Annotated in this window: 21 protein-coding genes, 1 tRNA gene, 1 pseudogene and 1 other annotated feature; of the genes and pseudogenes, 17 read left to right on the forward strand and 6 right to left on the reverse strand. The window is 39.1% G+C overall.

All coding sequences use genetic code 11. The features are described 5' to 3' along the window. Window positions 1-195 precede the first annotated feature (195 nt). Complete coding sequence (locus tag BMG01_RS07290; RefSeq protein ID WP_143471403.1) at window positions 196-2,205, reverse strand: hypothetical protein; 2,010 nt, start codon at window positions 2,203-2,205, stop codon at window positions 196-198. 296 nt (window positions 2,206-2,501) lie between these two features. Here BMG01_RS07290 and BMG01_RS07295 point away from each other — a divergent pair, with 296 nt between their 5' ends. Together BMG01_RS07295 and BMG01_RS07300 are read left to right on the forward strand one after the other, a co-directional pair. Next, window positions 2,502-2,777 (forward strand): transposase, encoded by a 276-nt coding sequence (locus tag BMG01_RS07295; RefSeq protein WP_004906421.1) that lies wholly within the window; start codon window positions 2,502-2,504, stop codon window positions 2,775-2,777. Beyond that, a pseudogene (locus tag BMG01_RS07300) lies at window positions 2,777-3,604 on the forward strand (IS3 family transposase); the annotation flags it as partial. The gene BMG01_RS07295 and the pseudogene BMG01_RS07300, both read left to right, overlap by 1 nt. On the opposite strand, the gene BMG01_RS07305 reads toward BMG01_RS07300, so the two are convergent. Together BMG01_RS07305 and BMG01_RS07310 are read right to left on the reverse strand one after the other, a co-directional pair. Beyond that, entirely contained in the window at window positions 3,605-3,952 is a 348-nt protein-coding gene (locus BMG01_RS07305; protein WP_004910803.1) for a hypothetical protein, read from the reverse strand. A 1,007-nt stretch (window positions 3,953-4,959) separates the two neighbouring features. Next, a tRNA-Arg gene (locus BMG01_RS07310) sits at window positions 4,960-5,033 on the reverse strand. Between the two features lie 98 nt (window positions 5,034-5,131). Here BMG01_RS07310 and BMG01_RS07315 point away from each other — a divergent pair. Then, complete coding sequence (locus tag BMG01_RS07315) at window positions 5,132-5,650, forward strand: hypothetical protein (RefSeq protein WP_004910802.1); 519 nt, start codon at window positions 5,132-5,134, stop codon at window positions 5,648-5,650. A 58-nt stretch (window positions 5,651-5,708) separates the two neighbouring features. Here the strand turns inward: BMG01_RS07315 and BMG01_RS11200 are convergent, their stop codons facing one another. Next, window positions 5,709-5,876, reverse strand: a complete 168-nt coding sequence (locus BMG01_RS11200) for a hypothetical protein (protein ID WP_155816953.1) — start codon at window positions 5,874-5,876, stop codon at window positions 5,709-5,711. Between the two features lie 383 nt (window positions 5,877-6,259). Between BMG01_RS11200 and BMG01_RS07320 the strand changes: the two genes are divergently transcribed. The 8 genes from BMG01_RS07320 to BMG01_RS07355 all read left to right on the forward strand — a co-directional run bounded on the left by BMG01_RS07320 (window position 6,260) and on the right by BMG01_RS07355 (window position 11,777). After that, window positions 6,260-6,838: a TetR/AcrR family transcriptional regulator gene (locus tag BMG01_RS07320; RefSeq protein ID WP_004911530.1), complete on the forward strand. Its 579-nt coding sequence runs from the start codon at window positions 6,260-6,262 to the stop codon at window positions 6,836-6,838. 52 nt (window positions 6,839-6,890) lie between these two features. Further along, window positions 6,891-6,974 (forward strand) — a sequence feature (ribosomal protein L21 leader region). An 11-nt stretch (window positions 6,975-6,985) separates the two neighbouring features. Beyond that, the gene (rplU, locus tag BMG01_RS07325) at window positions 6,986-7,285 is read left to right on the forward strand and encodes a 50S ribosomal protein L21 (RefSeq protein ID WP_004911533.1); all 300 of its coding nucleotides are present in this window, start codon (window positions 6,986-6,988) and stop codon (window positions 7,283-7,285) included. A gap of 31 nt (window positions 7,286-7,316) precedes the next feature. Further along, entirely contained in the window at window positions 7,317-7,634 is a 318-nt protein-coding gene (gene rpmA / locus BMG01_RS07330; protein ID WP_002814840.1) for a 50S ribosomal protein L27, read from the forward strand. A 73-nt stretch (window positions 7,635-7,707) separates the two neighbouring features. Continuing rightward, window positions 7,708-8,802 (forward strand): aminopeptidase P family protein, encoded by a 1,095-nt coding sequence (locus BMG01_RS07335; protein WP_036068689.1) that lies wholly within the window; start codon window positions 7,708-7,710, stop codon window positions 8,800-8,802. Window position 8,803: 1 nt separating this feature from the next. Beyond that, a complete protein-coding gene (locus BMG01_RS07340) occupies window positions 8,804-9,250 on the forward strand; it encodes a hypothetical protein (RefSeq protein ID WP_004911539.1) in 447 nt (148 codons plus the stop codon). A gap of 24 nt (window positions 9,251-9,274) precedes the next feature. Continuing rightward, complete coding sequence (locus BMG01_RS07345; RefSeq protein ID WP_004911540.1) at window positions 9,275-9,892, forward strand: metallophosphoesterase family protein; 618 nt, start codon at window positions 9,275-9,277, stop codon at window positions 9,890-9,892. 10 nt (window positions 9,893-9,902) lie between these two features. Next, a complete protein-coding gene (locus tag BMG01_RS07350; RefSeq protein WP_004911542.1) occupies window positions 9,903-11,243 on the forward strand; it encodes a bifunctional UDP-sugar hydrolase/5'-nucleotidase in 1,341 nt (446 codons plus the stop codon). A 3-nt stretch (window positions 11,244-11,246) separates the two neighbouring features. Next, window positions 11,247-11,777, forward strand: a complete 531-nt coding sequence (locus BMG01_RS07355) for a YutD family protein (RefSeq protein WP_004911544.1) — start codon at window positions 11,247-11,249, stop codon at window positions 11,775-11,777. Window positions 11,778-11,805: 28 nt separating this feature from the next. Here BMG01_RS07355 and BMG01_RS07360 read toward each other — a convergent pair whose 3' ends face one another. Both BMG01_RS07360 and BMG01_RS07365 read right to left on the reverse strand, forming a co-directional pair. Then, window positions 11,806-12,243 carry a pyridoxamine 5'-phosphate oxidase family protein gene (locus BMG01_RS07360; protein WP_004911546.1) on the reverse strand — a complete coding sequence of 146 codons (438 nt, stop codon included), beginning with the start codon at window positions 12,241-12,243 and terminating at the stop codon, window positions 11,806-11,808. A 105-nt stretch (window positions 12,244-12,348) separates the two neighbouring features. Next, window positions 12,349-13,392, reverse strand: a complete 1,044-nt coding sequence (locus BMG01_RS07365; protein WP_004911548.1) for a branched-chain amino acid aminotransferase — start codon at window positions 13,390-13,392, stop codon at window positions 12,349-12,351. Between the two features lie 156 nt (window positions 13,393-13,548). Here BMG01_RS07365 and BMG01_RS07370 point away from each other — a divergent pair, with 156 nt between their 5' ends. The 6 genes from BMG01_RS07370 to murE all read left to right on the forward strand — a co-directional run bounded on the left by BMG01_RS07370 (window position 13,549) and on the right by murE (window position 20,804). Beyond that, entirely contained in the window at window positions 13,549-14,493 is a 945-nt protein-coding gene (locus BMG01_RS07370; RefSeq protein ID WP_004911550.1) for an NAD(P)-dependent oxidoreductase, read from the forward strand. 92 nt (window positions 14,494-14,585) lie between these two features. Then, window positions 14,586-15,878, forward strand: a complete 1,293-nt coding sequence (locus tag BMG01_RS07375; RefSeq protein ID WP_004911553.1) for an alkaline phosphatase family protein — start codon at window positions 14,586-14,588, stop codon at window positions 15,876-15,878. A gap of 151 nt (window positions 15,879-16,029) precedes the next feature. After that, window positions 16,030-17,355 (forward strand): folylpolyglutamate synthase/dihydrofolate synthase family protein, encoded by a 1,326-nt coding sequence (locus tag BMG01_RS07380; protein WP_004911556.1) that lies wholly within the window; start codon window positions 16,030-16,032, stop codon window positions 17,353-17,355. Continuing rightward, window positions 17,355-17,945, forward strand: coding sequence for a non-canonical purine NTP pyrophosphatase (locus BMG01_RS07385; protein ID WP_004911558.1), 591 nt, complete (start codon window positions 17,355-17,357; stop codon window positions 17,943-17,945). The genes BMG01_RS07380 and BMG01_RS07385 overlap by 1 nt, the downstream gene beginning before the upstream one ends. Window positions 17,946-18,017: 72 nt before the next feature. Then, window positions 18,018-19,133, forward strand: coding sequence for a tRNA-dihydrouridine synthase (locus BMG01_RS07390; RefSeq protein WP_004911559.1), 1,116 nt, complete (start codon window positions 18,018-18,020; stop codon window positions 19,131-19,133). 207 nt (window positions 19,134-19,340) lie between these two features. Then, window positions 19,341-20,804: a UDP-N-acetylmuramyl-tripeptide synthetase gene (gene murE, locus BMG01_RS07395; protein ID WP_036066551.1), complete on the forward strand. Its 1,464-nt coding sequence runs from the start codon at window positions 19,341-19,343 to the stop codon at window positions 20,802-20,804. Window positions 20,805-20,807 lie beyond the last annotated feature (3 nt).

Genomic DNA, 20,807 nt, shown 5'->3' on the forward strand with positions numbered 1-20,807 from the left:
ACTTAACAAAGTTTAAATTCAGCTTATCATCAAATTTTATCGATGCATAAGCTTATTAAAATAGCGCTTCTTTAAGATATTTCACCTCCTTTAATTCAACCGTGATTTTAATTTCCACTTGACTTATTACCACATGTCTTTTCACTTTATTGTAACCGTTTTACTAAATAACAACGTTACGTTTTTTTTCATTTTTTAAAAAAATTTGTGATTTAATTTTTTTAACGTCAGCAAAAGTGAACAAACTAGCGTTATGCATACTGCAATTATAGAGCTTCCTGACTTTTTAGGCGTTGCAGAGGTTTGTGGTAGTTGCTTCTTAAAATTGTTTTGCTCAATTTCTGATTGAAGAGTTGGTTTTTCAAAAGCGTTTTTGACAATTTTTTTGTTGTTAATTTTAGTTTCTGTTTTGGTTAATTTAGCAGGCTCTGGTATATCAACTTTTGTCTTAATGTAAATCGGCTCAGGTACATCAACCGCTGTTTTCACATAAACTGGTTCTGGTACATCAACCGCCCAGCCATGCGCCTCGGGTACATCAACAGCTGTTTTCTCGTAAACTGGCTCTGGTACATCAACCGCCCAGCCGTGAGCTTCGGGTACATCAACGGCTGTCTTCTCATAAACTGGTTCTGGCACATCAACTGCCCAACCGTGAGCTTCGGGTACATCAACGGCTGTCTTCTCGTAAACTAGTTCTGGCACATCAACTGCCCAGCCGTGAGCTTCGGGTACGTCAACGGCTGTTTTCTCGTAAACTGGTTCTGGCACATCAACCGCCCAACCATGTGCCTCGGGTACATCAACCGCTGTTTTCACGTAAGCTGGTTCTGGCACATCAACCGCCCAGCCATGCGCCTCCGGTACGTCAACCGCTGTTTTCTCGTAAACTGGTTCTGGCACATCAACTGCCCAACCATGTGCCTCCGGTACGCCAACCGCTGTCTTCACGTAAACTGGCTCTGGCACATCAACTGCCCAGCCATGCGCCTCGGGTACGTCAACCGCCCAACCATGTGCCTCGGGTACATCAACAGCTGTCTTCTCGTAAACTGGCTCTGGTACATCAACCGCCCAACCGTGAGCCTCCGGTACGTCAACCGCTGTCTTCTCGTAAACTGGTTCTGGTACGTCAACTGCCCAACCATGTGCCTCCGGTACGTCAACCGCTGTCTTCACGTAAACTGGTTCTGGTACGTCAACTGCCCAACCATGTGCCTCGGGTACGTCAACAGCTGTTTTCACATAAACTGGTTCTGGTACATCAACCGCCCAACCGTGCGCTTCGGGTACATCAACGGCTGTTTTCACGTAGACTGGCTCTGGTACATCAACCGCCCAGCCGTGAGCTTCCGGTACATCAACGGCTGTTTTCACGTAGACTGGCTCTGGTACATCAACCGCCCAGCCGTGCGCCTCGGGTACGTCAACCGCTGTCTTAATTTGAACTTGAGCATAAACAATCTTCGTCTCAATGTTGCTGGCGTCTGCCTTAACATGATTATCCCTAATCGCGTCTGGTTCCGCTACCTTAACATAATAATCACTAATACTTGGTTCCCCATTGTTACCTAAGTCATCATTTTCGGTTTGCCAGTCACTATACTCAACCGCTGACACTTCACCGGCGTTATTCACATGGTAGGTGGCTGTTCGGGTATACGTCACTTGATAAGCCTTATCGGCTAATAACTGCTTGCCTTGTTCGTCTACATAGTGAATCGTCTTGGTAATGACCTTTTCCAAACTGGCCTTATCCGTCCCACTTGGTTGCTTAGGATCATTTGGTATCTTCGGATCAATGATCGTCCCAGGATTGCCTGGATTTTCTGGCTTGTTCACAATTGTCCAGCTACTTAATCCTGGTGTCTCTGGACGCTCATAAGGCGCATAAACGTATCGTACTAATGTAGAGGGTAATATAATGTCTTTAACATTAATATAAAAATTACCTCCGTGTTGCTTAGCCCATGCCAATCCTGGATCGTTTGGATCTGATGAATATCCAAAGTAATGGTTAATCTTTCCATAACTTTGGTCAACATACGGAATATCATTTGAGTTAAATTTACATTCACCTTCATCCGTTGTTTTTAGCCAATGAAATTGCCAATTGTTAAATTGCTCAATTGCTTCCTGCAAACTAGGAGTTGGATTATTAATATTAGCAATATAAGTTTTTACATTTCCATACTGATCTTGCATGACCTGAAATCCTGCGTAAGTGTAGGCCCCATGAGCATCTTTATATATATGTGAAGAGCTAATATTATGATTCAAAAAATCAGTAAAACCAGCATCCATCTCGTTTTTGGTATAATCTAAAATTTGAGATGATAGCGTACCAGCTTCATGACCAATTGTTTTAACAAAATAGTAACCTGGAAAGGATATTTCATTCCCGTTGATTTTTGAGCTTACTGCTCGTATACTGAAAATCCGGACCGCTTTATTTCTAGGGCATAATCCGAGATAATCAAGTATAGGAGTTTTTTTATATTATGAAAGCTAAGCGATACTCAACAGAATTTAAGTCATCAATTGTCACCTTGTATAACGAGGGACGTTCTGCTAATTCTCTAGCCAATGAATACCATTTGGCTGTACAAACCGTCACGGGTTGGGTGAAGAAAGCCCAAATCATTGGGACGGACGTTACCGGTAAGCCAGTGACTCGCGCCCAATTTAATGCAATGCAGAAAGAAGTCGCAAGACTCAAAGAAGAAAACGAAATTTTAAAAATTGCGGCCGTTTTGCTGGGCGAGCATCGCAAGTAACACGTAAGACCCATTTTCCTATTGTCCAATCATTGCTAAAACAGCATTTTAAACTGATGATGGTGCTTCGCCTACTCAAAATACCCAAAAGCACCTACTTTGATTGGGTTCACTATACTGAGAGCCAACGACAACGAGAAGACACGATTTTAAAAGCTTTGTTGCGTGAAATTTGGCAAAATAACTATAAAGCTTATGGCGCGCCACGTCTGCGATTGGCATTAGCTGATCTGAATTTACATCATGGAACCAACCGAGTACGTCGTTTAATGCGAGAAGCTGGCATATACTCTGTCATGACTCGTCGATTTAACAAACCAACGACAACTGTTGATTATCGTCAACGTCCCAACTTAATCAGGCATTTACCCGAAGCCAACGCTTGGAGCATGGACATCACTTATTTAAAGTTGAGTAATGGTCAGTGGGTCTATTTAGCGTCAGTTTTAGAGTTACAAACGCGTAAGATATTAGCCCATCAAATCAGTGCCACGATGGATACCAAATTGGTAGTTACAACACTACAAAGATCGCTGTCAACTGATAAAAAACCAAATTATTTACATACTGATATGGGCAGTCAGTTCACTAGTTTTGGCTTTGAAAATTTGTTAAAGCGACATAAAATTGATCATTCGTATTCAAAACTAGGACATCCATATGATAATGCCAAAATTGAAAGTTTTCACTCCCTATTAAAGCGTGAAATGATTTATCAATTCCGGTTTCCATCGATTGCACATCTAATTTTAGATGTGTCCAAGTATATTCATTGGTTTAACAACGAAAGAATCAGTCTTGCCAATCAAAAAATAAAAGTTGCCTAATCAGTTCAGCCCTAGATAAAAAACATTCCGAATTATTGACTTATGAGCAACATATTTACTTAATGGCCATAGCCACCAACCTTGTGTAAACATACCAAGGCTACCTTCGATTTCATCACCAAGTATTTTTGTGAAAATATAAATCGTATCGTCATAATTCAGTTGGATAGTGGATTTTAGGGATTCGGCCAATAAAATTTGTCGATTATTAAAGCTTAATGTCTCTAGCTCAGGTTTAAGTAATGATATAAAGTGCTCTTCATCAAAGTTTTCATAGACATTAGATATTTTTTCGGATAAAAAGTAGCCATAATTTACATCATAGTAATCTTTGACTTTAGTTCCCATTTTTTTCATTTCCTTTGGCAAATGATATATAACCATATAATTGTATATTATATTACTGACTCGTTCAATGCACCAGATATGGGATTCACAACCTGATTTGAAGCTGAAGTCATTATCTATCAACTATTTTTAATGATTTCAAGTGGTTTCATTAAGAGTGAGACTGAATTTTGATTATTCAAATTTTCCTATTCGCACCAATAAATTATATTCAATGAATTAAAAGTTTTCATTTATACATTTCTAGAGGTGCTGATGAGAAAAAAGGATTCACTCTAATGCAAACTGTTTCCAAACATAACTCAAGATTTCAAGTTTGCCAATGTTTTAAGTGTAGTCAAAGCCACATTTCAAAAATGTTTGGTTGGCGCAGAAACTTTATAATAGCTGATATGGTGGTTATCCCATCTGGGGATGTGAGAGTATTCGTTCTGAGACACTGCAATATTTGAAAAATAATATTTTAATCGTGATGTCGATCTTTCTGGCATAGTCCGAAAAGATACTACATAGAACAGATTAGAGTGACAAAAGTGTAAAATGTAGGGGGAGTGACAGAAAGCATGGCACAGGAGTGAAATGATAGAGTTATAGCAAATAAAACTGGTGCTTAAGCATCAGAAAATTATTGTCTCTCAGCCAATATAATTCAAAAACGTAATAACCAGACTGAAATATCTACTAATAGCGCACAATTTTTTGTTGCCAAAATAATCAGCTTATCGTATGATAAGTATGTACACAGATTGTGTCGAAACCTCAGTCGGTTAAATGATTGCAAAAATAAGCTTTCACACACAAAATCAATCTAAACTTATTGAGGCTTTTTTATTTGATTACAACGCTAACAATTGATATATTTCATAGTAAAAGTGCCGGCAAGATTGATTTCTAGTCGGTTTTTGTATTGTCAATTTGTAACATAAAAAGCTTGACTTATATACTGATATGTCACGTTTTTTAAAATAAAAACCATTCTCTCAACAGTTGTGAGAAAATGGTCAAAATGCGTTGAGGGGGAGTCGAACCCTCGACCTGCCGGGTAGAAACCGGCTGCTCTATCCAGCTGAGCTACCAACGCGTACTCTACTATGATACCATTTTAGAACGATTCATGAAAGAGTTTTTTTAATTCGTTATTTGATTTATACTAGAATAAGATAAACGTGGAGATTATTTATGAGAAAAGCATTTATTGCATTAGCAGCAATTATTGTTGCACTACTTATTGCATTTATAACATTCAGTCAACAACCAAAATATGCCGGCGTATCAATGCCAAAAGATGACTATCAGCATTTGAAAACGTCACGTTCTGACATAAAGGCGTTAATTAGTGATCTGAACAAATTTAATTATAAAAAGCAGGCAACGATGTCGGCTATTGAAAAAGATGCTGACAAAATTATAAAAAGTAACAGTGGTAATTTAAGCGAGGCTGATGCCCAAACATTGCGTGATGCATTGTATGGTAAAAATGGTATCGTTACAATTGTGAAAGCAGCTCAAACAGGTAAATATAACATTGACGGCAGTGTGGCGTCACGTTTTCACGACAAGTTTGATACCATTATTTTAATGTCAGTTAACGCAATCAACAAAAGTTCAGCGCAACGAGCAGATATTGTAGCACAAATGAAAAGTGATTTGAATATCGAACAGGCCATTTATCAAATTGGCGCCAAACATGAAGAATAGTTGAAATATAATAAAAGTGTTGTGACCTAGATTTGTGAGGTTCATAGCACTTTTTTAGCTACATGTAGGGCACAATAAAATAGCACAAGTAGATTAGCATTGCAACTTGCACACAAACGCCAATTATACCTGCGATAATCATGTGAGTATTATGAATAACGATGCCAATAACCAAAATCACAATTAGGATTAAGGTGTAGACAAATAATAATGTGAATGCTGACATGATTCTCCCCATACGCGCTATATGGAGATATTCTAACACAATTCATATTAATTAGCTGACACCAGATACTTGACCATTGAGTTGACTATAAATTAAAACTTAGAACATGGACAATGTGAACTAAATTATGTATGAAATTTGTGATGTATGCATATAGATTAATGTGACTGGCATGATATGATATCACTTAAGGTGACTCCGCAACACAAAACATTCTAATTCAACTATTCCTTTTCATAATTCTGAGTTTGAAAGACGTTTACCCCAACAATGGGAGCCACCGTACATAGTTTTAAATCATTATCATAAGTGTGTTACTTTTGGTTAGTGTCAGTTTAGAGATGGTATAATAAAATTAAATGCTACAAAGGAGGATTAAAACTGTGCCCAAAAAAATTGACGCTCGAATTGTGCGTACTCGGCAAATTATTCAATCAGCCACTATTGCATTATTGACAACACAGCCAGGATTTTCAATCACAACATTACTATCACGTGCCAATATCACACGGGGAACCTTTTATAAGTATTATGAAAATAAAGAGCACTTGATTTCTGAAGTCAACGATGTCATATTGAATGATTTATTGCTACATACAAAAGACACGTTCCTTGTTGCTGAAATGATTGCTAGCGTCAGTCGCCAAGCGGCATTTTATAATGCTGTGTTGAATCATCATGCTGATCCTTCTTTCCGACATGCGCTATTTGATCGTCTCCGGACACAAATGCAAACTAAAGTGAGTGACTCAACTCAGGATGTTAACCGACGATTACAGTATCAATGGGAGACAATTAACGCCGGTTTCTGGGCAATGATTGCACGGTGGTTAAGCGACGATATGAATATGACACAAGACGATTTGCTTCAAGAATTCGCAGTTTTATGGCGTGGCAATCCAACCGTTATCAAGGAAACGGGATTAGGTTTATATGATTTCACGCCCAAAGTTGCAAAATAGCACATTAGATTTGACTAATGTATTTTCAACTGGTAAAATATAAGGGTTGTTAGCAAAGCTACAACCACTCAGATCAGGTTAAAGCATGTTTGGGACTAGGGCCCGACCGCCTGTGATGGTGAGTCTAAGTATAAGGAGAATTCAATAATGGCATATGCAATTATTGTAACTGGCGGCAAACAATATAAAGTCGCTGAAGGTGACACAATTTTCGTTGAAAAGTTGGATGCAGCTGAAGGTGAAAAGGTAACTTTTGATCAAGTTGTTCTGACTGATTCAAAGATTGGTACACCATTTGTTGATGGTGCAAAGGTCGAAGGCACAGTTGAAAAGCAAGGCAAGCAAAAGAAAGTTGTTACTTTCAAGTACCGTGCCAAGAAGCATTCACATACTAAGCAAGGCCACCGCCAACCATATACACGCGTGAAGATTGATTCAATCGCGTAATCATTACTACTTGTAAAGGAGAAATAGACTTATGTTGATGAATCAAGAAAACTTGCAAATGTTCGCTCACCACAAAGGTGGTGGATCTTCAGCCAACGGTCGTGACTCAGCTGGTCGTCGTTTAGGCACTAAAGTTGCTGACGGACAAGATTTGACTGCTGGTTCAATCATTTACCGCCAACGTGGTACGCATATTTATCCAGGCGTAAACGTTAAAAAGGGTGGCGATGACACATTATTTGCTTTGACAGATGGTGTTGTTAAGTTTGAACGCAAAGGTCGCGAAAAGCGTCAAGTATCTGTTTACACACGTGAACAATACAATGAAATCGTTGCTGCTGCAAAGTAAGTAACTAGTCTAAAGACTGACTTGGGTCAGTCTTTTTTGCTATAATGAAATCAGAACGAGAAAAGAGATTAATATGACAAAATATTACGAAGCACGGCTCAAAAAGCTACAAGCGTTGCTGACTAAATTGGATTTAGACGGTATGATTGTATATCAAGGTTTTAACACAAAATATTTAACTGGTTTTGAGGGTGGAACAGGTGATGGTGTTGTCATTGTTAGCCTAAATCAAGCACGATTAATTACAGATGCACGATATGAAGAAGACTATAAGAACCGTTTGCCTGAAGGGGTTGATTTAAAAATAACCAGAGCATACTATGAAGATGCAGTTGCAACTGCCCAAGAATTTGGCATTAAACACTTGGCTTTTGAAGCAGACTTGCCATATAACATATATGATTATTTAGATGAACTATTACCTGCAAATATTGAATTTGATGCACTACCAAGTGCTATTGAAACTTTACGGGAAGTAAAAGACGAAAGTGAATTAGCTGCGCTTAGACTTGCAGCAACAGCTTCTGTCAAGGCTTTTCAGGATCTAATACAATTTATTCAACCGGGTAAAACAGAGCGCGAAGTAGCCAATGAGTTAGATCGTTTACAAAAAAAATATGGCGCTGAAAAAGCTTCATTTGACACAATTGTTGCTTCAGGGTACCGGTCAGCTTTGCCACATGGTGAAGCGACAGATAAGGTAATAGCTGATGGTGAATTGGTAACGATTGACTTTGGATATTATGTTGATGGTTATACATCAGATGTCACACGAACTATTGCTGTTGGCCAAGTCAGTGATGAATTAAAAGAAATTTATGATATTGTGAAGCAGGCAAATGAAAATGCCATTGCCATTGTTAAACCTGGCATTTCAGGTAGCGAAATTGATAAAGTCGCTCGTGATTATATTACTGAACATGGTTACGGGCAGCAATACAATCATGGTGGTGGTCACGGTGTGGGACTTGATATTCACGAAGGGCCTGCAATTAGTCCGCGCTCTAGTGATGAAATGCAAGTCGGTCATTTATTGACAATTGAACCTGGCATTTACCTTGGTGGTAAGGGTGGTGTTCGCATTGAGGATGATGTTATTGTGACTGCAGACGGATATGAAAATTTGACAGCAGATTTGTCAAAAGACTTTTTAATGATTGGAGCTTAATATGGCACAAACACGATTAGATTTTTTGGTGTTTTATCGTGGAAATTTAGTCAATGGGTTTGATTACGTTTATATTAAGCGCCATGAGGGACATGCTTTTTGGCAAAATGACAACAAATCTCAGGAAGCTAAAGATATTTTGGATCCTGAATTTGATTTCTATAATCCCCACTATAACGCTCAAGGGGAGCCCTTTAATTGGCGCTATCGTGAAAATTGGGTTGATATGACCAATGTGTGGGACCATTTTTCTCAAGAAGCCATGGCCTATATTAAAACATGGTTAACTGAATATCGTGGACCATCCTATGATGATCCAAGTCGTAACGATGAGTGGGGCGTTCGCTACCAAGTACCTGGTCAACCAGAGCGTCTCATTTGGGGATTAAATGCATTTCCAGCAAACTTGGATGACTTTTCAGAGTTTGTCTATCGTTTTGGTAAGTAGTTGGTGGAGAAGTTTTTGTAAACAATGAATTTTTATACAGCAGATACCCATTTTTATCATGATAGTTTACTAACTAGTCAAATTTTTTCACCACGCCCACAATTTTTGACAGTGGCTGATATGAATGAAACTATTATTAATAATTGGAATGCCAAAGTGAAGCCTAACGACACCGTTTATCATCTTGGTGATATTGCGATGAAATATACTAAACCAGCCAGCTTGATTATGGCACAAACTTTTGATATTTTATCGCGTTTAAACGGTCATATCGTGCTGATTAAGGGAAATCATGATAGCAGTTCATTGTTTAAATATTTGGCTAAACAGCAACTTCATAATCAGAATGGTCAACTAAAATTTGACTTTCATGAGGTTGGTGTCAGATTGAAATTTGATCATCATGAAGTGTTTTTGACGCATTATCCGATGATGTTAGGTTTAACAAAAAATCAAATTAATCTGCATGGGCACATTCATAATTACAGTGTTCACGCTAAGGAAAATATTAATGTCGGCGTAGATTCACCTGATATTGATTATTTGCCCAGTGATAGTGTGCCATTTGGTGCGCCGTTAAGTGAAAATGAAGTGATTACCATTATTGCTGGAAAAAAGAAAGACTATTTGCAGCGCGTTTAGGAGAGGTGTTATGGAAACAATTCACATATTACATACAAATGATATCCATTCACATCTTGAAAATTGGCCACGCATAGCACGATTTTTACATGAGAAACAGATGTCTTATAGTGAAGCGTTTACTTTTGATATTGGCGATGCAATCGACCGGTTACATCCCCTCACGGATGCAAGTATGGGCTGGGCAAATATTGAATTGATGAACAATTGTCATTATGATGGGGTAACAATTGGTAATAACGAAGGGCTTGTGTTGTCTCATGAGGCCCTTAATCATTTATATGATAAAGCAAATTTTGATGTCTTATTAGCAAATCTGAAAGAATTACCCAATGATAGTCAACCAAAGTGGGCGCAGAAATATAAAATTTTAACAACGGATTTGGGTACAAAAATTGGTGTTTTGGGTCTAACAGTACCTTATGAACTAACATACCCGCCGCTAGGGTGGCGACCACATGATGTCGACGACACACTAGATTATTTCCTACCAATACTGAGAGATAAAACAGATGTTGTCATTTTATTGTCTCATTTGGGGTTGCCAACAGATGAGCGACTAGCTAGAAAGTATGACATTGATGTCATACTTGGTGCGCACACACACCATTTGTTACCCCACGGAAAAATGATTAATCAGACGATTTTAGCCGGTGCAGGACGCTATGGTGAAAACATTGGCGATGTTACTCTAACGCTGGAGGGCCATCATCTTGTTAATCAAACAGCTGTGACAACACCAGTTTATGAGTTGCCAGAGTCTGTTGACGACTTCAATTTAATTAAAGGGTGGCTTAATGCAGGACGTCATGAGCTAGAATCACAGCATGTCGCAGTTTTGCCAAGAACAATTGGTACTGATGAGCAAGCCTATGATGCCCTGAGGGCTTTAAAAAGTTTCTATCAAGTGCCTGCTGCACTTGTGTCAACGGGCATGTTTGTGGAAGATCTGCCTAAAGGTGAACTCAGTCGTTATGAGTTATTAGAAAGTATGCCGCACGCCATCAACCCGATGCTGATTACACTAACTGGGGCACAAATTAAAAACTTGATGATCAGCATTGAAAAACAGACAGCTGAATTGGCCAACTTTCCTATGAAAGGGAGTGGCTTTAGGGGGAAAGTGTTTGGTTACATGCGTTTTGATGGCATTGATCGGCAGCAAGATGGTCAAATTTTATATCATGGTGAGAACCTAATAATGGATCGAACCTATCAAATTGCTACTTTAGATCATTATAAATGGATTCCTTTTTTTCCAATTATTGCTGACGCACCAAGTGAAATTACATTAAACATTATTTTACGTGAATTAATGGCAGACTACTATACTGACAAATATAAGGGATAACTAATGGATCACGAAACACTTAAAGAAAAAACGATAGCACAGCAAGCAGAGCGAAAATCAGTTTATCGTGTGACGCGTCGTGGAGATGAAATTGAAATAGACCGTCTAACGCTAGAACTAGTTGATAATTTTAAAGACGCTTTTGATGTGGACAAATTAGCCATTCGATATACACCATTGTTGGCACAATACGATTATATAGTGGGTGATATTTCAGCTGAACAATTACGGTTAAAAGGTTTTTATCACAACGATAAGCCCGTGGCGAACCAAGATAAAATACAAACCTTACAAGACTATTTATATGAGTACGTTAATTTTGGTGCGCCTTATTTTGTGTTAGAAAATATTAATCCCCGAGTCAGAGAGCCACGTGAAAACGCTTCACATAAACCAAATGCTAAGCCAAAACGTGAATCCAAAGATAATAAACAGCGTCCAAAAACAAAATCAAAGTCGAAGTCCAAAAATGGAAAACCAACGGTCAAAAAGCCATCAACTAAAAAGCGTTCATTTACGATTAAACAAAAATAAGCTTAACCAATCTGGTTAAGCTTATTTTTTAATCATCTTCTGTTTCAGGAAAATAGCTGACACCATCTTGTGAAACAATCATCGCTGATGCAAAAGTTATTTTAATGACTACCCAATCGTTACTATCTAAATCACCGACTGTATCATGCCAGCCATCAATTTGATCTTCAAATAAGTGAGAAACTGTTTGAATAGGTGTGTCTAAAATTTCAGCAATGGCGTCATTTGATCCAACCCAAGCATTCTTTTCATTGCTTGGCGCAGTTGTGAATGACACATGTGGGTTCTTCTCAATTTCTTTTACTTTTGTAGATTGACGGAAAGTTGTTATGTAAAAAAAGTTTGTCAGTGTTTCAGGTAAAGCATAGTAAGTAAATCGATTTGATGGGTGTGTGCCATCGAGACTTAAGGTAGCAATATTAACAACATGAACGCCAAGGCGTAGTGCTTCTTCAACTGGGGACATAAGATACCTCACTATTCGTATTTTAATACTATTATAGCGATTGAATGTGAACAAATTGTGAACATAGCCAAAATAAAAAAGCGCGAACCGCGCTTTCTCTCAATATTAGTCAAGTGGTACATCAACTGCCCAACCTTCAGGACCTTCTTGATCACCATATTGGATCGCAGTCAAACGATCATATAGCTTTTGAGTCCATGGCCCAACTTCAGTTTCAGAATAGAAGACATGCTTGTTGCCTTGGTGTGTAATTGATCCAACTGGTGAAATGACAGCAGCAGTTCCCATTGCACCAGCTTCAGCAAACTGATCAAGATCATTGATCGATATTGTTGTTTCTTCAGCTTCCAAACCAAGTTCTTGGGCCACAGCAAGCAAAGAATACTTTGTTACTGAAGGCAGAATAGAAGGTGATTTTGGTGTTAAGAAGCGACCATCTTTTGTAATACCAAAGAAGTTGGCTGATCCCAGTTCTTCAATATTTTCGTGAAGACGTGGATCAAGATAAACGACATCTGAGTAACCAGCTTTATGTGCTTCATCACCAGCCAACATTGAAGCACCATAGTTACCACCAGCTTTGGCTGCGCCAGTACCACCGTGTGCTGCACGATCATAATGATTTGTGACGTAAGCTGTGGGTGTCAAGCCACCCTTATAATAAGCACCAACAGGTGTTGCATAAACTTCAAAAACATAATTGTCAGCTGGATGAACACCAACCACTGGGCCACCACCAAATTCAAAAGGACGCAAATAAAGCGTTGCACCAGTTCCGTATGGCGGAATAAAGTCTTGGTTAGCCTTTGTTACTTCTTTTAAAGCGCGTAAAAAGAGTTCTTCTGGTACAGGCGCCATCATCAAACGGTCAGCGGAATTTTGCAGGCGCTTGGCGTTGCGGTCAGGGCGGAACAAGTTAGCACCACCATCTTTTCGACGGTATACTTTTAATCCTTCAAAAATATTTTGGCCATAGTGAAGGCCGGTTGCAGCTTCATTAACTGGAATGTTGGCATCTGTTTCAAGGCCACCTTCACTCCATTTACCATCTTTATAATAAGCTCGGAAACGATAGGGAAGATCATGATATTCAAATCCTAAGTTATCCCAATCAAAATCTTCGGGTTTTGCTTTCTGTTGTTCAGACATTGTCCATCCTTCTTTCTTAGAGAAATATGATAAAACTACTATAACGCTTAGAAACAAATTGTTCAACCCTTCATTTTTTAATGGTGACATGTTCAGCCTAAACAAATCATGTATAATAAGGTTATAATAATGGGGTTAACTAGAATTGGAGACAAAATGACATTACTACTCGCAGTTAAAGCATTGACGCAAGAAAACAGAGATTTTCTTGCGCAGTATGATATTGATGTTGTGACACCTGACACAGTAACTGATGATCAACTATCAGAAGTAGTCATTAGCTATGCTTGGGATAACACCATCGGGAACAAAATATTAAGTTTACCAAATACTAAATTAAAATGGATTCAGGCACAATCAGCTGGTGTGGATTATTTGCCATTGCCCTTGTTGGCAAAACGTGGTATCACTGTGACCAATGCTAGTGGTTTGAAGGCATTACCAATTGCTCAAACAGTATTGGGTTATTTGCTATATTTTGCGCGAGGATTAAATGTTTATGCTACTCGTACACACTGGGAGCCATTTACTGATCAATACTTAATTAGTGAATTGCCTGTTTTAGTGTTTGGTACAGGCCGAATTGGTCAACAAATTGCGCATCATATCAAGGCATTTGGTGGCAAAGTCTATGGTGTCAATACGAGCGGACGACCAGTAGCTGGTTTTGATGAGACATTTCCAATTACAGACTATCAAGCTGGTTTAGCTAAAGCACAAGTCGTTGTCGATGGGTTACCTGGGACTAAAGATACAGAAAATTTTTTTGATGATCATTTTTTTGCACAATTTAACCAACTATTTTTGTTTATAAACATTGGTCGTGGTACTACTTTGAACCAATCTGCCTTGCTAGAAGCGATTGATGATTCACGTGTTAAGTATGCTGCGTTAGATGTGACAACACCTGAGCCATTACCTCATGCTCATCCACTATTTGAACGACCTCAAATTCTACTAACTCAACACACAAGTTGGGGAGAAAATATTAACGCGGGTCGGGTAGGTGGCTTATTCCGATTATTCGAAAAAAATGTACCGAGTTTTATGAAAGACCAAACTTTCATCCAAAATGTGGTTGATTTGAACAAAGGTTACTAAATAGAAGATTAGCATGATGAAAAAATGCTAATTTAAAAGAGATTGTTGATAAAAATGACGTCCAATCAGCGCCAGTAGAGAGGATTTTATTCATGGTTTTAACACATCCACTAGTGATTGTGTCGTTTGATGCATTGGGCGCAGAAGATGTCGCTCAGCATCTCGATATGATGCCCAATTTGGCGCAATTAATACAGCGTGGGGCTCATGTCAAAAAAGTGGAAGGTATTTATCCGACTTTGACCTATCCATCGCATACGTCAATTATGACAGGTGTTTATCCAGCAAAGCATGGTATTGTTAATAACACTAAAATACAACCAGAACGTGGTGATTCACCGGATTGGTATTGGTATGCTAAAGATATTCAGGTACCTACTTTGTTTGATTTAGCACACCAAAAAGGACTGAAGACGGCGGCATTTTTGTGGCCGGTTTCGGCAAAAGCACCGATTACTTGGAATATCGCTGAGATTTTCCCAAATCGCATTTGGACGAACCAAGTTTTGGTTTCGTTTAATGCCAGTACGCCATACTTTATGTTTGATATGAACCGACGTTTTGGTAAGTTACGGAACGGAATTAAGCAACCCAATTTGGATAATTTTATTACTGCTGCCGCGGTTGACACGATAAAAAATAAAAAGCCAGATTTGTTGGCCGTTCATTTGGTTGATATGGACGCACATCGGCATCAGTTTGGCGTGCGTTCATCAGAAGCATACGCAGCTTTAAAACGCCTTGATGCGCATCTTGGCGAATTGATTGCAGCCACAAAAGTTGCTGGTAATTTTGAAGACACAAATTTTGTTGTCCTTGGTGATCACTTCCAAATTAACGTTGATCATATGATTCACCTTAATCAGTTGTTTGCTGAACAAGGATGGTTAGCTGTTACAGAAAAAGGCTTAATTGATGGTGATTGGCGCGTGTTAGCTAAGACCACTGACGGGTCGACATATGTTTATATCAAAGATGATAGTTTACAAGGTAAAGTGCGGTCAATTGTTAACCAAGTTCAGGGTGTTGAAGCAATTTATCAGACAAGCGATTTGATAAAATGGCATATCAATCCGGATGCTGCTTTCATTGTTGAAGCACAAAATGGTTATTTCTTTACTGATGAGGTGAACCGGCCAGCGGTTGTTGAAGCGACAAACGATGCTGATTTAGGCACGAGTGATCGTTATAAAGCGGTTCATGGTTTTCGACCTGATAAGCCTGATTATCAAACAACACTAGTATTGGCGGGCCCAGATATTGAACATATTACGATTGATGATGCGCGTTTGGTTGATGAAGCACCAACTTTTGCTAGATTGTTGGATGTTGAATTTGAGAATGTGTTAGATGGCATACCTTTAGAAAAAGTCATTAAAAGATAGGCATAATATGAACACCCTCTATCTTGAAACATGTTATGACTTATTGAAGCACCACATTCGGTGCTTTTTTGATGGTGTATTCGTTCAAATCAATTTAACACAGACGTGATATATGTTAAGATATATTTAAGTTATTTTTCGGAGAAGTCAAGTGGATAAACAATTAGAAAAACGTGAAACCAAAATTTTAGCCCGTTATAAAAGGGTGATTAAAAGTTTTGACAAAACATGGCGCGTGATTGACGATACACGTGTGCCTATTTTACGCGAGGTTCTCAGTTGGTTAGACCATCCTGACACTAAACTCAAAATCATTCAGATTGCTGGTACGAACGGTAAAGGGTCAACAGGTGCCATGTTAGGTGCTGTTTTGAAAGCTAATGGCTATACTTATGGTCATTTTTCTAGTCCTTTCATCATGGATGATCGTGAACAGATTCGTATTAATGGCGAAATGATTACGAAACATGATTTTCTGACTTACTATGATCAGGTTGTTGCAACATTTGCCGCCCACGGACATGCAATTGATTATTTATCGTATTTTGAATATTTGACGATTATTTCACTATTGGCTTTTGTGGACAATGGCGTTGACATTGTCATATTTGAAGCTGGTTTAGGTGGCTTGCGAGACGCTACAAATGCGATTGAGGCACCAATGTTGACGGTTTTCACCAAAATTAGCATTGATCATCAAAATCTATTGGGTCACAACATTAAAGAAATAGCCGAGAATAAATCAGCGCTGATTAAATCAGGGACATGGGTCATTAATTATGCTGGTCAAGATATTGACGCTACGAAAGTATTGAAAGCGCGAACAGATGCTGTTGGCGCCCGATGGTTCGAGCACAAGCGTGATGAAATTATAATCTTAAATACAACACCAGCTGGATTAGATTTGAGTATTAATGGTGAAAGCGGCTATTTTCTAAGTATGTCTGGTGCCTTTCAGGTTCACAATTTTAGTATTGTTTTACAAATAAAAGCAGCGTTAATTGAAAAAGGGATGGTCTTTGACCGCGCAAAAACAAAACAAGGATTGGCGAATGTCAGAATCTTAGGTCGCATGAATTATCATGAAGATACCAACATTTTGTTTGACGCAGCTCACAATGTTGATGGTATTAGAGGGCTGGTATCGGCGCTGAATGCTTGGCACTTGAAAATCAAGCCAACATTGATTTTGGGTGTGTTAAAAGATAAAGACTATCATGAAATGTTGGATGAAATCGTACCTTTTGTGCAACGGGTCATTACGGTTACGCCTAATAATAAAACACGCGCTTTATCAGCAGATGAACTGGCAGCCGATATTTTGTCAGATTATCCAAATATTGAGGTAGAGATTGCCAACGATGCTTCGGCAGCAATTTCACTGGCTATGAGGGTCCGTGAGTCTTCAAAAGCATTGATTGTGGTAACTGGTTCTTTTTATACTTTAAGCGCTATTCATAGAGAAGGAGGCATTTAATGCGATTTGTTCTAGCTTCAAATAATACTGCTAAAACGGAAGAAGTGGCCGTTTTAGCGCAGGCGATGGGACATCAAGTAGAAAATTATCGAAATGTTCTAGGCGAAACATTAGTTTTCCCAGCGGAAACCACGACTTCTCAAATTGAAAATGCTCGTGTTAAGGCACAATTTGTCCATCAGTATTTACCTGATGAATACGTTTTATCAGATGATACTGGCTTATATTTGTCAGCTTTTCCGGATCGCTTTGGTGTTGTGACAGCGCGAGAGTTCAAAGCAGAGGGTATCTTAGGAACTGAAGCAGAGCAACAATATATTCTTGACTTATTACGTCAACCGTCAATAGATCGATCAGGTTATTTATTGGCTGTGATGGGCTTAGCAACGCCAGACAATCGTTTGTTAACGGCACAAGGCAAAGGTGGCGTTCGAATTGCAGAAAATAGTCGACGAGGTGATTACATTGATGGCTTAGACAATATCGTTGAAGCTGAAAATGGATTGACTTTGTCAGAAATGTCAATTAATGAAGTAATTGATTATCACGATCGTTCACGTGCTTTGCAGGCACTTGTGAATCTTTTGTGAAAACATCTAGCCCGTGGTAAAATGGGAGAGATGTTTTTTTGTAGATAATATAAAATAATGAGGCAACACAATATGTCAAATTCAATAACAACATTGCCATTTTGGGATGAAGTCGTGGCAAATGCACAAATGGGTCACGATCAAAAGCAACCTTTTTTTAGTATGGCACCTATGGAAGCAGTTACTGATACTATTTTCCGCCGAGTGGTTGCTCAGGCAGGCGCTCCTGACGTCTATTATACTGAATTCACAAATGCCAGTTCCATGATTCACCCAAAGGCCAAATTTTCAGTGCAAGGTCGTCTAGCGGTAGCGGAAAATGAACAGCAACCGATTGCACAAATTTGGGGCGGACGTCCAGACGATATCGCTGGCGCTGCTAAACTTTTACCCTCAATGGGTTACCGAGCAGTTGATATCAATATGGGTTGCCCTGATGCAACGGTCATTAAAAACGGCGCGGGTTCGGATTTGATTCGTCATGAAGATTTGGCACGACAGATTGTGGCTGCGGCCAAGCAATCTGGTCTACCTGTTTCGGTTAAAACACGGCTAGGCTTCTACAAGACTGAAGAATTTAGGGAATGGTTACCCATCATTTTGCGGCAAAATGTGGCTGTGCTAACAGTGCATTTGCGAACGCGACAGGAAATGTCAAAAGTACCGGCTCATTTTGAATTCATCGATGAGATTTTGGCGATGCGTGATGATATTGCGCCACACACCTTAATCCAAATTAATGGCGACATCAAAACGCGTCAACAAGGATTGGACTTAGCAAAGGCTCATCCAGGATTAGATGGTATTATGATTGGACGGGGCATTTTTGAGAATCCTTACGCGTTTGAAAAAAGTCCACGCCAACACACTTTGACAGAATCAATTGATTTGTTAAACTTGCAGTTAGATTTATTCGATGAGGTCAATGCGACAGTCACCCCAAAACATTTTGAGGCGTTGAAACGTTATTTTAAAATATACTTGCGTGGATTCGCACATGCTTCTGCTTTACGTCAAATGCTGATGGAAACGCATTCGACTGATGAAGTACGGACTGTTTTGGCACGTGAATTAGCTAAAGTTTATGATGCTGTTGCTAATGACAAACATATTTACCGAGATAATGCTGCTGCAAGCGCAGATATGGCAGCGGCGACTGCTCGTAAGCTTGCCAGTGAAACTGATTAACGACAATATATTCAAACGCAAACCTTGAAACAATGTGAGGTATTCTTGTGTTTGAATTTTTAATTTTCAGTTAAAAATGACTTTTTAAGGTTAATTTTTAGCGATATAGCGTTTAGATTGCCCTAGGATTCTGCGCGAAGATGGTATAATTGTAATCAGTATTATAGCGTTTGCCAATATGAAAAAAGGTAAAAATAATTGAGACAAATAAAATTAACATCGCAACAAATTGAAGATATTTTAAATGAACATCATTTGTTAATCAAATCAGCTGATGTCAACGCGACATTTGACTTTTTGCATTATGATACACGTCAAGTACGTAATAATACATTATTTGTCGTGAAAGGTGCCTTTAAGTCAGAGTATTTAGCCGATGCCCAAGGTATCACCGGATTGATTGTTGAGCAACCCCTAGCAATAAATTTGCCACAATGGCAGGTCACAAACGTCCAAAAAGCATTATCATTATTGTCAATGGCTTTTTTTGACTATCCTCAAAAATCCCTTTGGATTGCTGCTGTCACTGGTACAAAGGGGAAGACTACCGCGGCTTATTTTGCATATACAATGCTTAAAGAAGCAACAAACAATCATACGGCACTTTTTTCCACCGTTGATCGTATTACGGGTCCAGAACCTCAAGATAAGAAAAAGTCTGATTTAACGACACCTGAGTCTTATGAATTATTTAAAGATATGCGCCGAGCGGTCGATAATGGCATGACACATTTGGTTATGGAAGTCAGCTCACAAGCCTATCTTAAAAATCGTGTTTACGCGTTGCGGTACAATGTTGGTGCGTTTTTAAATATTTCACCAGATCATATTGGGCCAAACGAACATCCGACTTTTGAAGATTATTTAGCGCATAAGATGATGTTATTTGATCACTCTGATGAGGTGATTATCAATGCGGAGACAGACCATTTTGATACAATTTATGCACATGCTAAAGCCGAGCATGATAAAGTGTATTTGTACAACCGTTGCATGATAACAACACAAGAAAGTGCCATTCATGAGAGCCGATTTACTGTAACAAAAAGCGATTTTCCAGAAATGATTGGGCAATATCGTCTTAATTTACCTGGTGACTTTAATGAATCAAATGCTTTAGCTGCGATGATGATGGTTGCCTTTGCTGGCGTTAAGCACGAGGCAATGGTAAAAGGTTTGGACGAAGTGTTCATTCCCGGTCGCATGTTGAGCTTACCGATTCCAAATCACGGCATTGCGTTTGTGGATTACGCTCATAATTACGCGTCCATGAGGGCCTTGTTACACTTTGCTCAGTCGCAATCACCCGAAGGTCGTGTCATCGTGGTAGTGGGTTCGCCAGGCAATAAAGGGGTGTCACGACGTGCTGATTTTGGTCGTGTAGTGAGTGAATTGGCTGACGTTGTTTATTTAACGGCTGATGACCCACAATTTGAAAATCCGCTTGACATTGCTCACCAAATTGCTGAACACATTGATAATCAATTATTAGTCGTTCATTTTGAAATGGATCGGATTAAGGCAATTCACAAGGCCATTTCGAATGCTGGACAGCATGACATTGTGATTGTGGCGGGAAAAGGCGAAGATCCTTATCAGAAAATTAACGGTGAAGATGTGCCTTATATTGGTGATTATGCCGTCGTTAAACAATTTAAGATGCAACTATAAAAT

The sequence above is a fragment of the Leuconostoc sp. BM2 genome, from assembly GCF_002095565.1.
GTDB lineage: Bacteria > Bacillota > Bacilli > Lactobacillales > Lactobacillaceae > Leuconostoc > Leuconostoc falkenbergense.

Excerpts from the sequence above, each read along its gene's own strand:
- BMG01_RS07340 (WP_004911539.1), top strand. The coding sequence starts at position 8,804 with ATGGCACAAACACGATTAGATTTTTTGGTGTTTTATCGTGGAAATTTA.
- BMG01_RS07305 (WP_004910803.1), bottom strand. The coding sequence starts at position 3,952 with ATGGGAACTAAAGTCAAAGATTACTATGATGTAAATTATGGCTACTTT.
- rplU (WP_004911533.1), top strand. The coding sequence starts at position 6,986 with ATGGCATATGCAATTATTGTAACTGGCGGCAAACAATATAAAGTCGCT.
- BMG01_RS11200 (WP_155816953.1), bottom strand. The coding sequence starts at position 5,876 with ATGTCAGCATTCACATTATTATTTGTCTACACCTTAATCCTAATTGTG.
- BMG01_RS07355 (WP_004911544.1), top strand. The coding sequence starts at position 11,247 with ATGGATCACGAAACACTTAAAGAAAAAACGATAGCACAGCAAGCAGAG.
- BMG01_RS07385 (WP_004911558.1), top strand. The coding sequence starts at position 17,355 with ATGCGATTTGTTCTAGCTTCAAATAATACTGCTAAAACGGAAGAAGTG.
- BMG01_RS07390 (WP_004911559.1), top strand. The coding sequence starts at position 18,018 with ATGTCAAATTCAATAACAACATTGCCATTTTGGGATGAAGTCGTGGCA.
- BMG01_RS07295 (WP_004906421.1), top strand. The coding sequence starts at position 2,502 with ATGAAAGCTAAGCGATACTCAACAGAATTTAAGTCATCAATTGTCACC.
- rpmA (WP_002814840.1), top strand. The coding sequence starts at position 7,317 with ATGTTGATGAATCAAGAAAACTTGCAAATGTTCGCTCACCACAAAGGT.
- BMG01_RS07290 (WP_143471403.1), bottom strand. The coding sequence starts at position 2,205 with ATGCAAGATCAGTATGGAAATGTAAAAACTTATATTGCTAATATTAAT.
- BMG01_RS07335 (WP_036068689.1), top strand. The coding sequence starts at position 7,708 with ATGACAAAATATTACGAAGCACGGCTCAAAAAGCTACAAGCGTTGCTG.
- BMG01_RS07375 (WP_004911553.1), top strand. The coding sequence starts at position 14,586 with ATGGTTTTAACACATCCACTAGTGATTGTGTCGTTTGATGCATTGGGC.
- BMG01_RS07315 (WP_004910802.1), top strand. The coding sequence starts at position 5,132 with ATGAGAAAAGCATTTATTGCATTAGCAGCAATTATTGTTGCACTACTT.
- BMG01_RS07350 (WP_004911542.1), top strand. The coding sequence starts at position 9,903 with ATGGAAACAATTCACATATTACATACAAATGATATCCATTCACATCTT.
- BMG01_RS07360 (WP_004911546.1), bottom strand. The coding sequence starts at position 12,243 with ATGTCCCCAGTTGAAGAAGCACTACGCCTTGGCGTTCATGTTGTTAAT.
- BMG01_RS07345 (WP_004911540.1), top strand. The coding sequence starts at position 9,275 with ATGAATTTTTATACAGCAGATACCCATTTTTATCATGATAGTTTACTA.
- BMG01_RS07370 (WP_004911550.1), top strand. The coding sequence starts at position 13,549 with ATGACATTACTACTCGCAGTTAAAGCATTGACGCAAGAAAACAGAGAT.
- BMG01_RS07365 (WP_004911548.1), bottom strand. The coding sequence starts at position 13,392 with ATGTCTGAACAACAGAAAGCAAAACCCGAAGATTTTGATTGGGATAAC.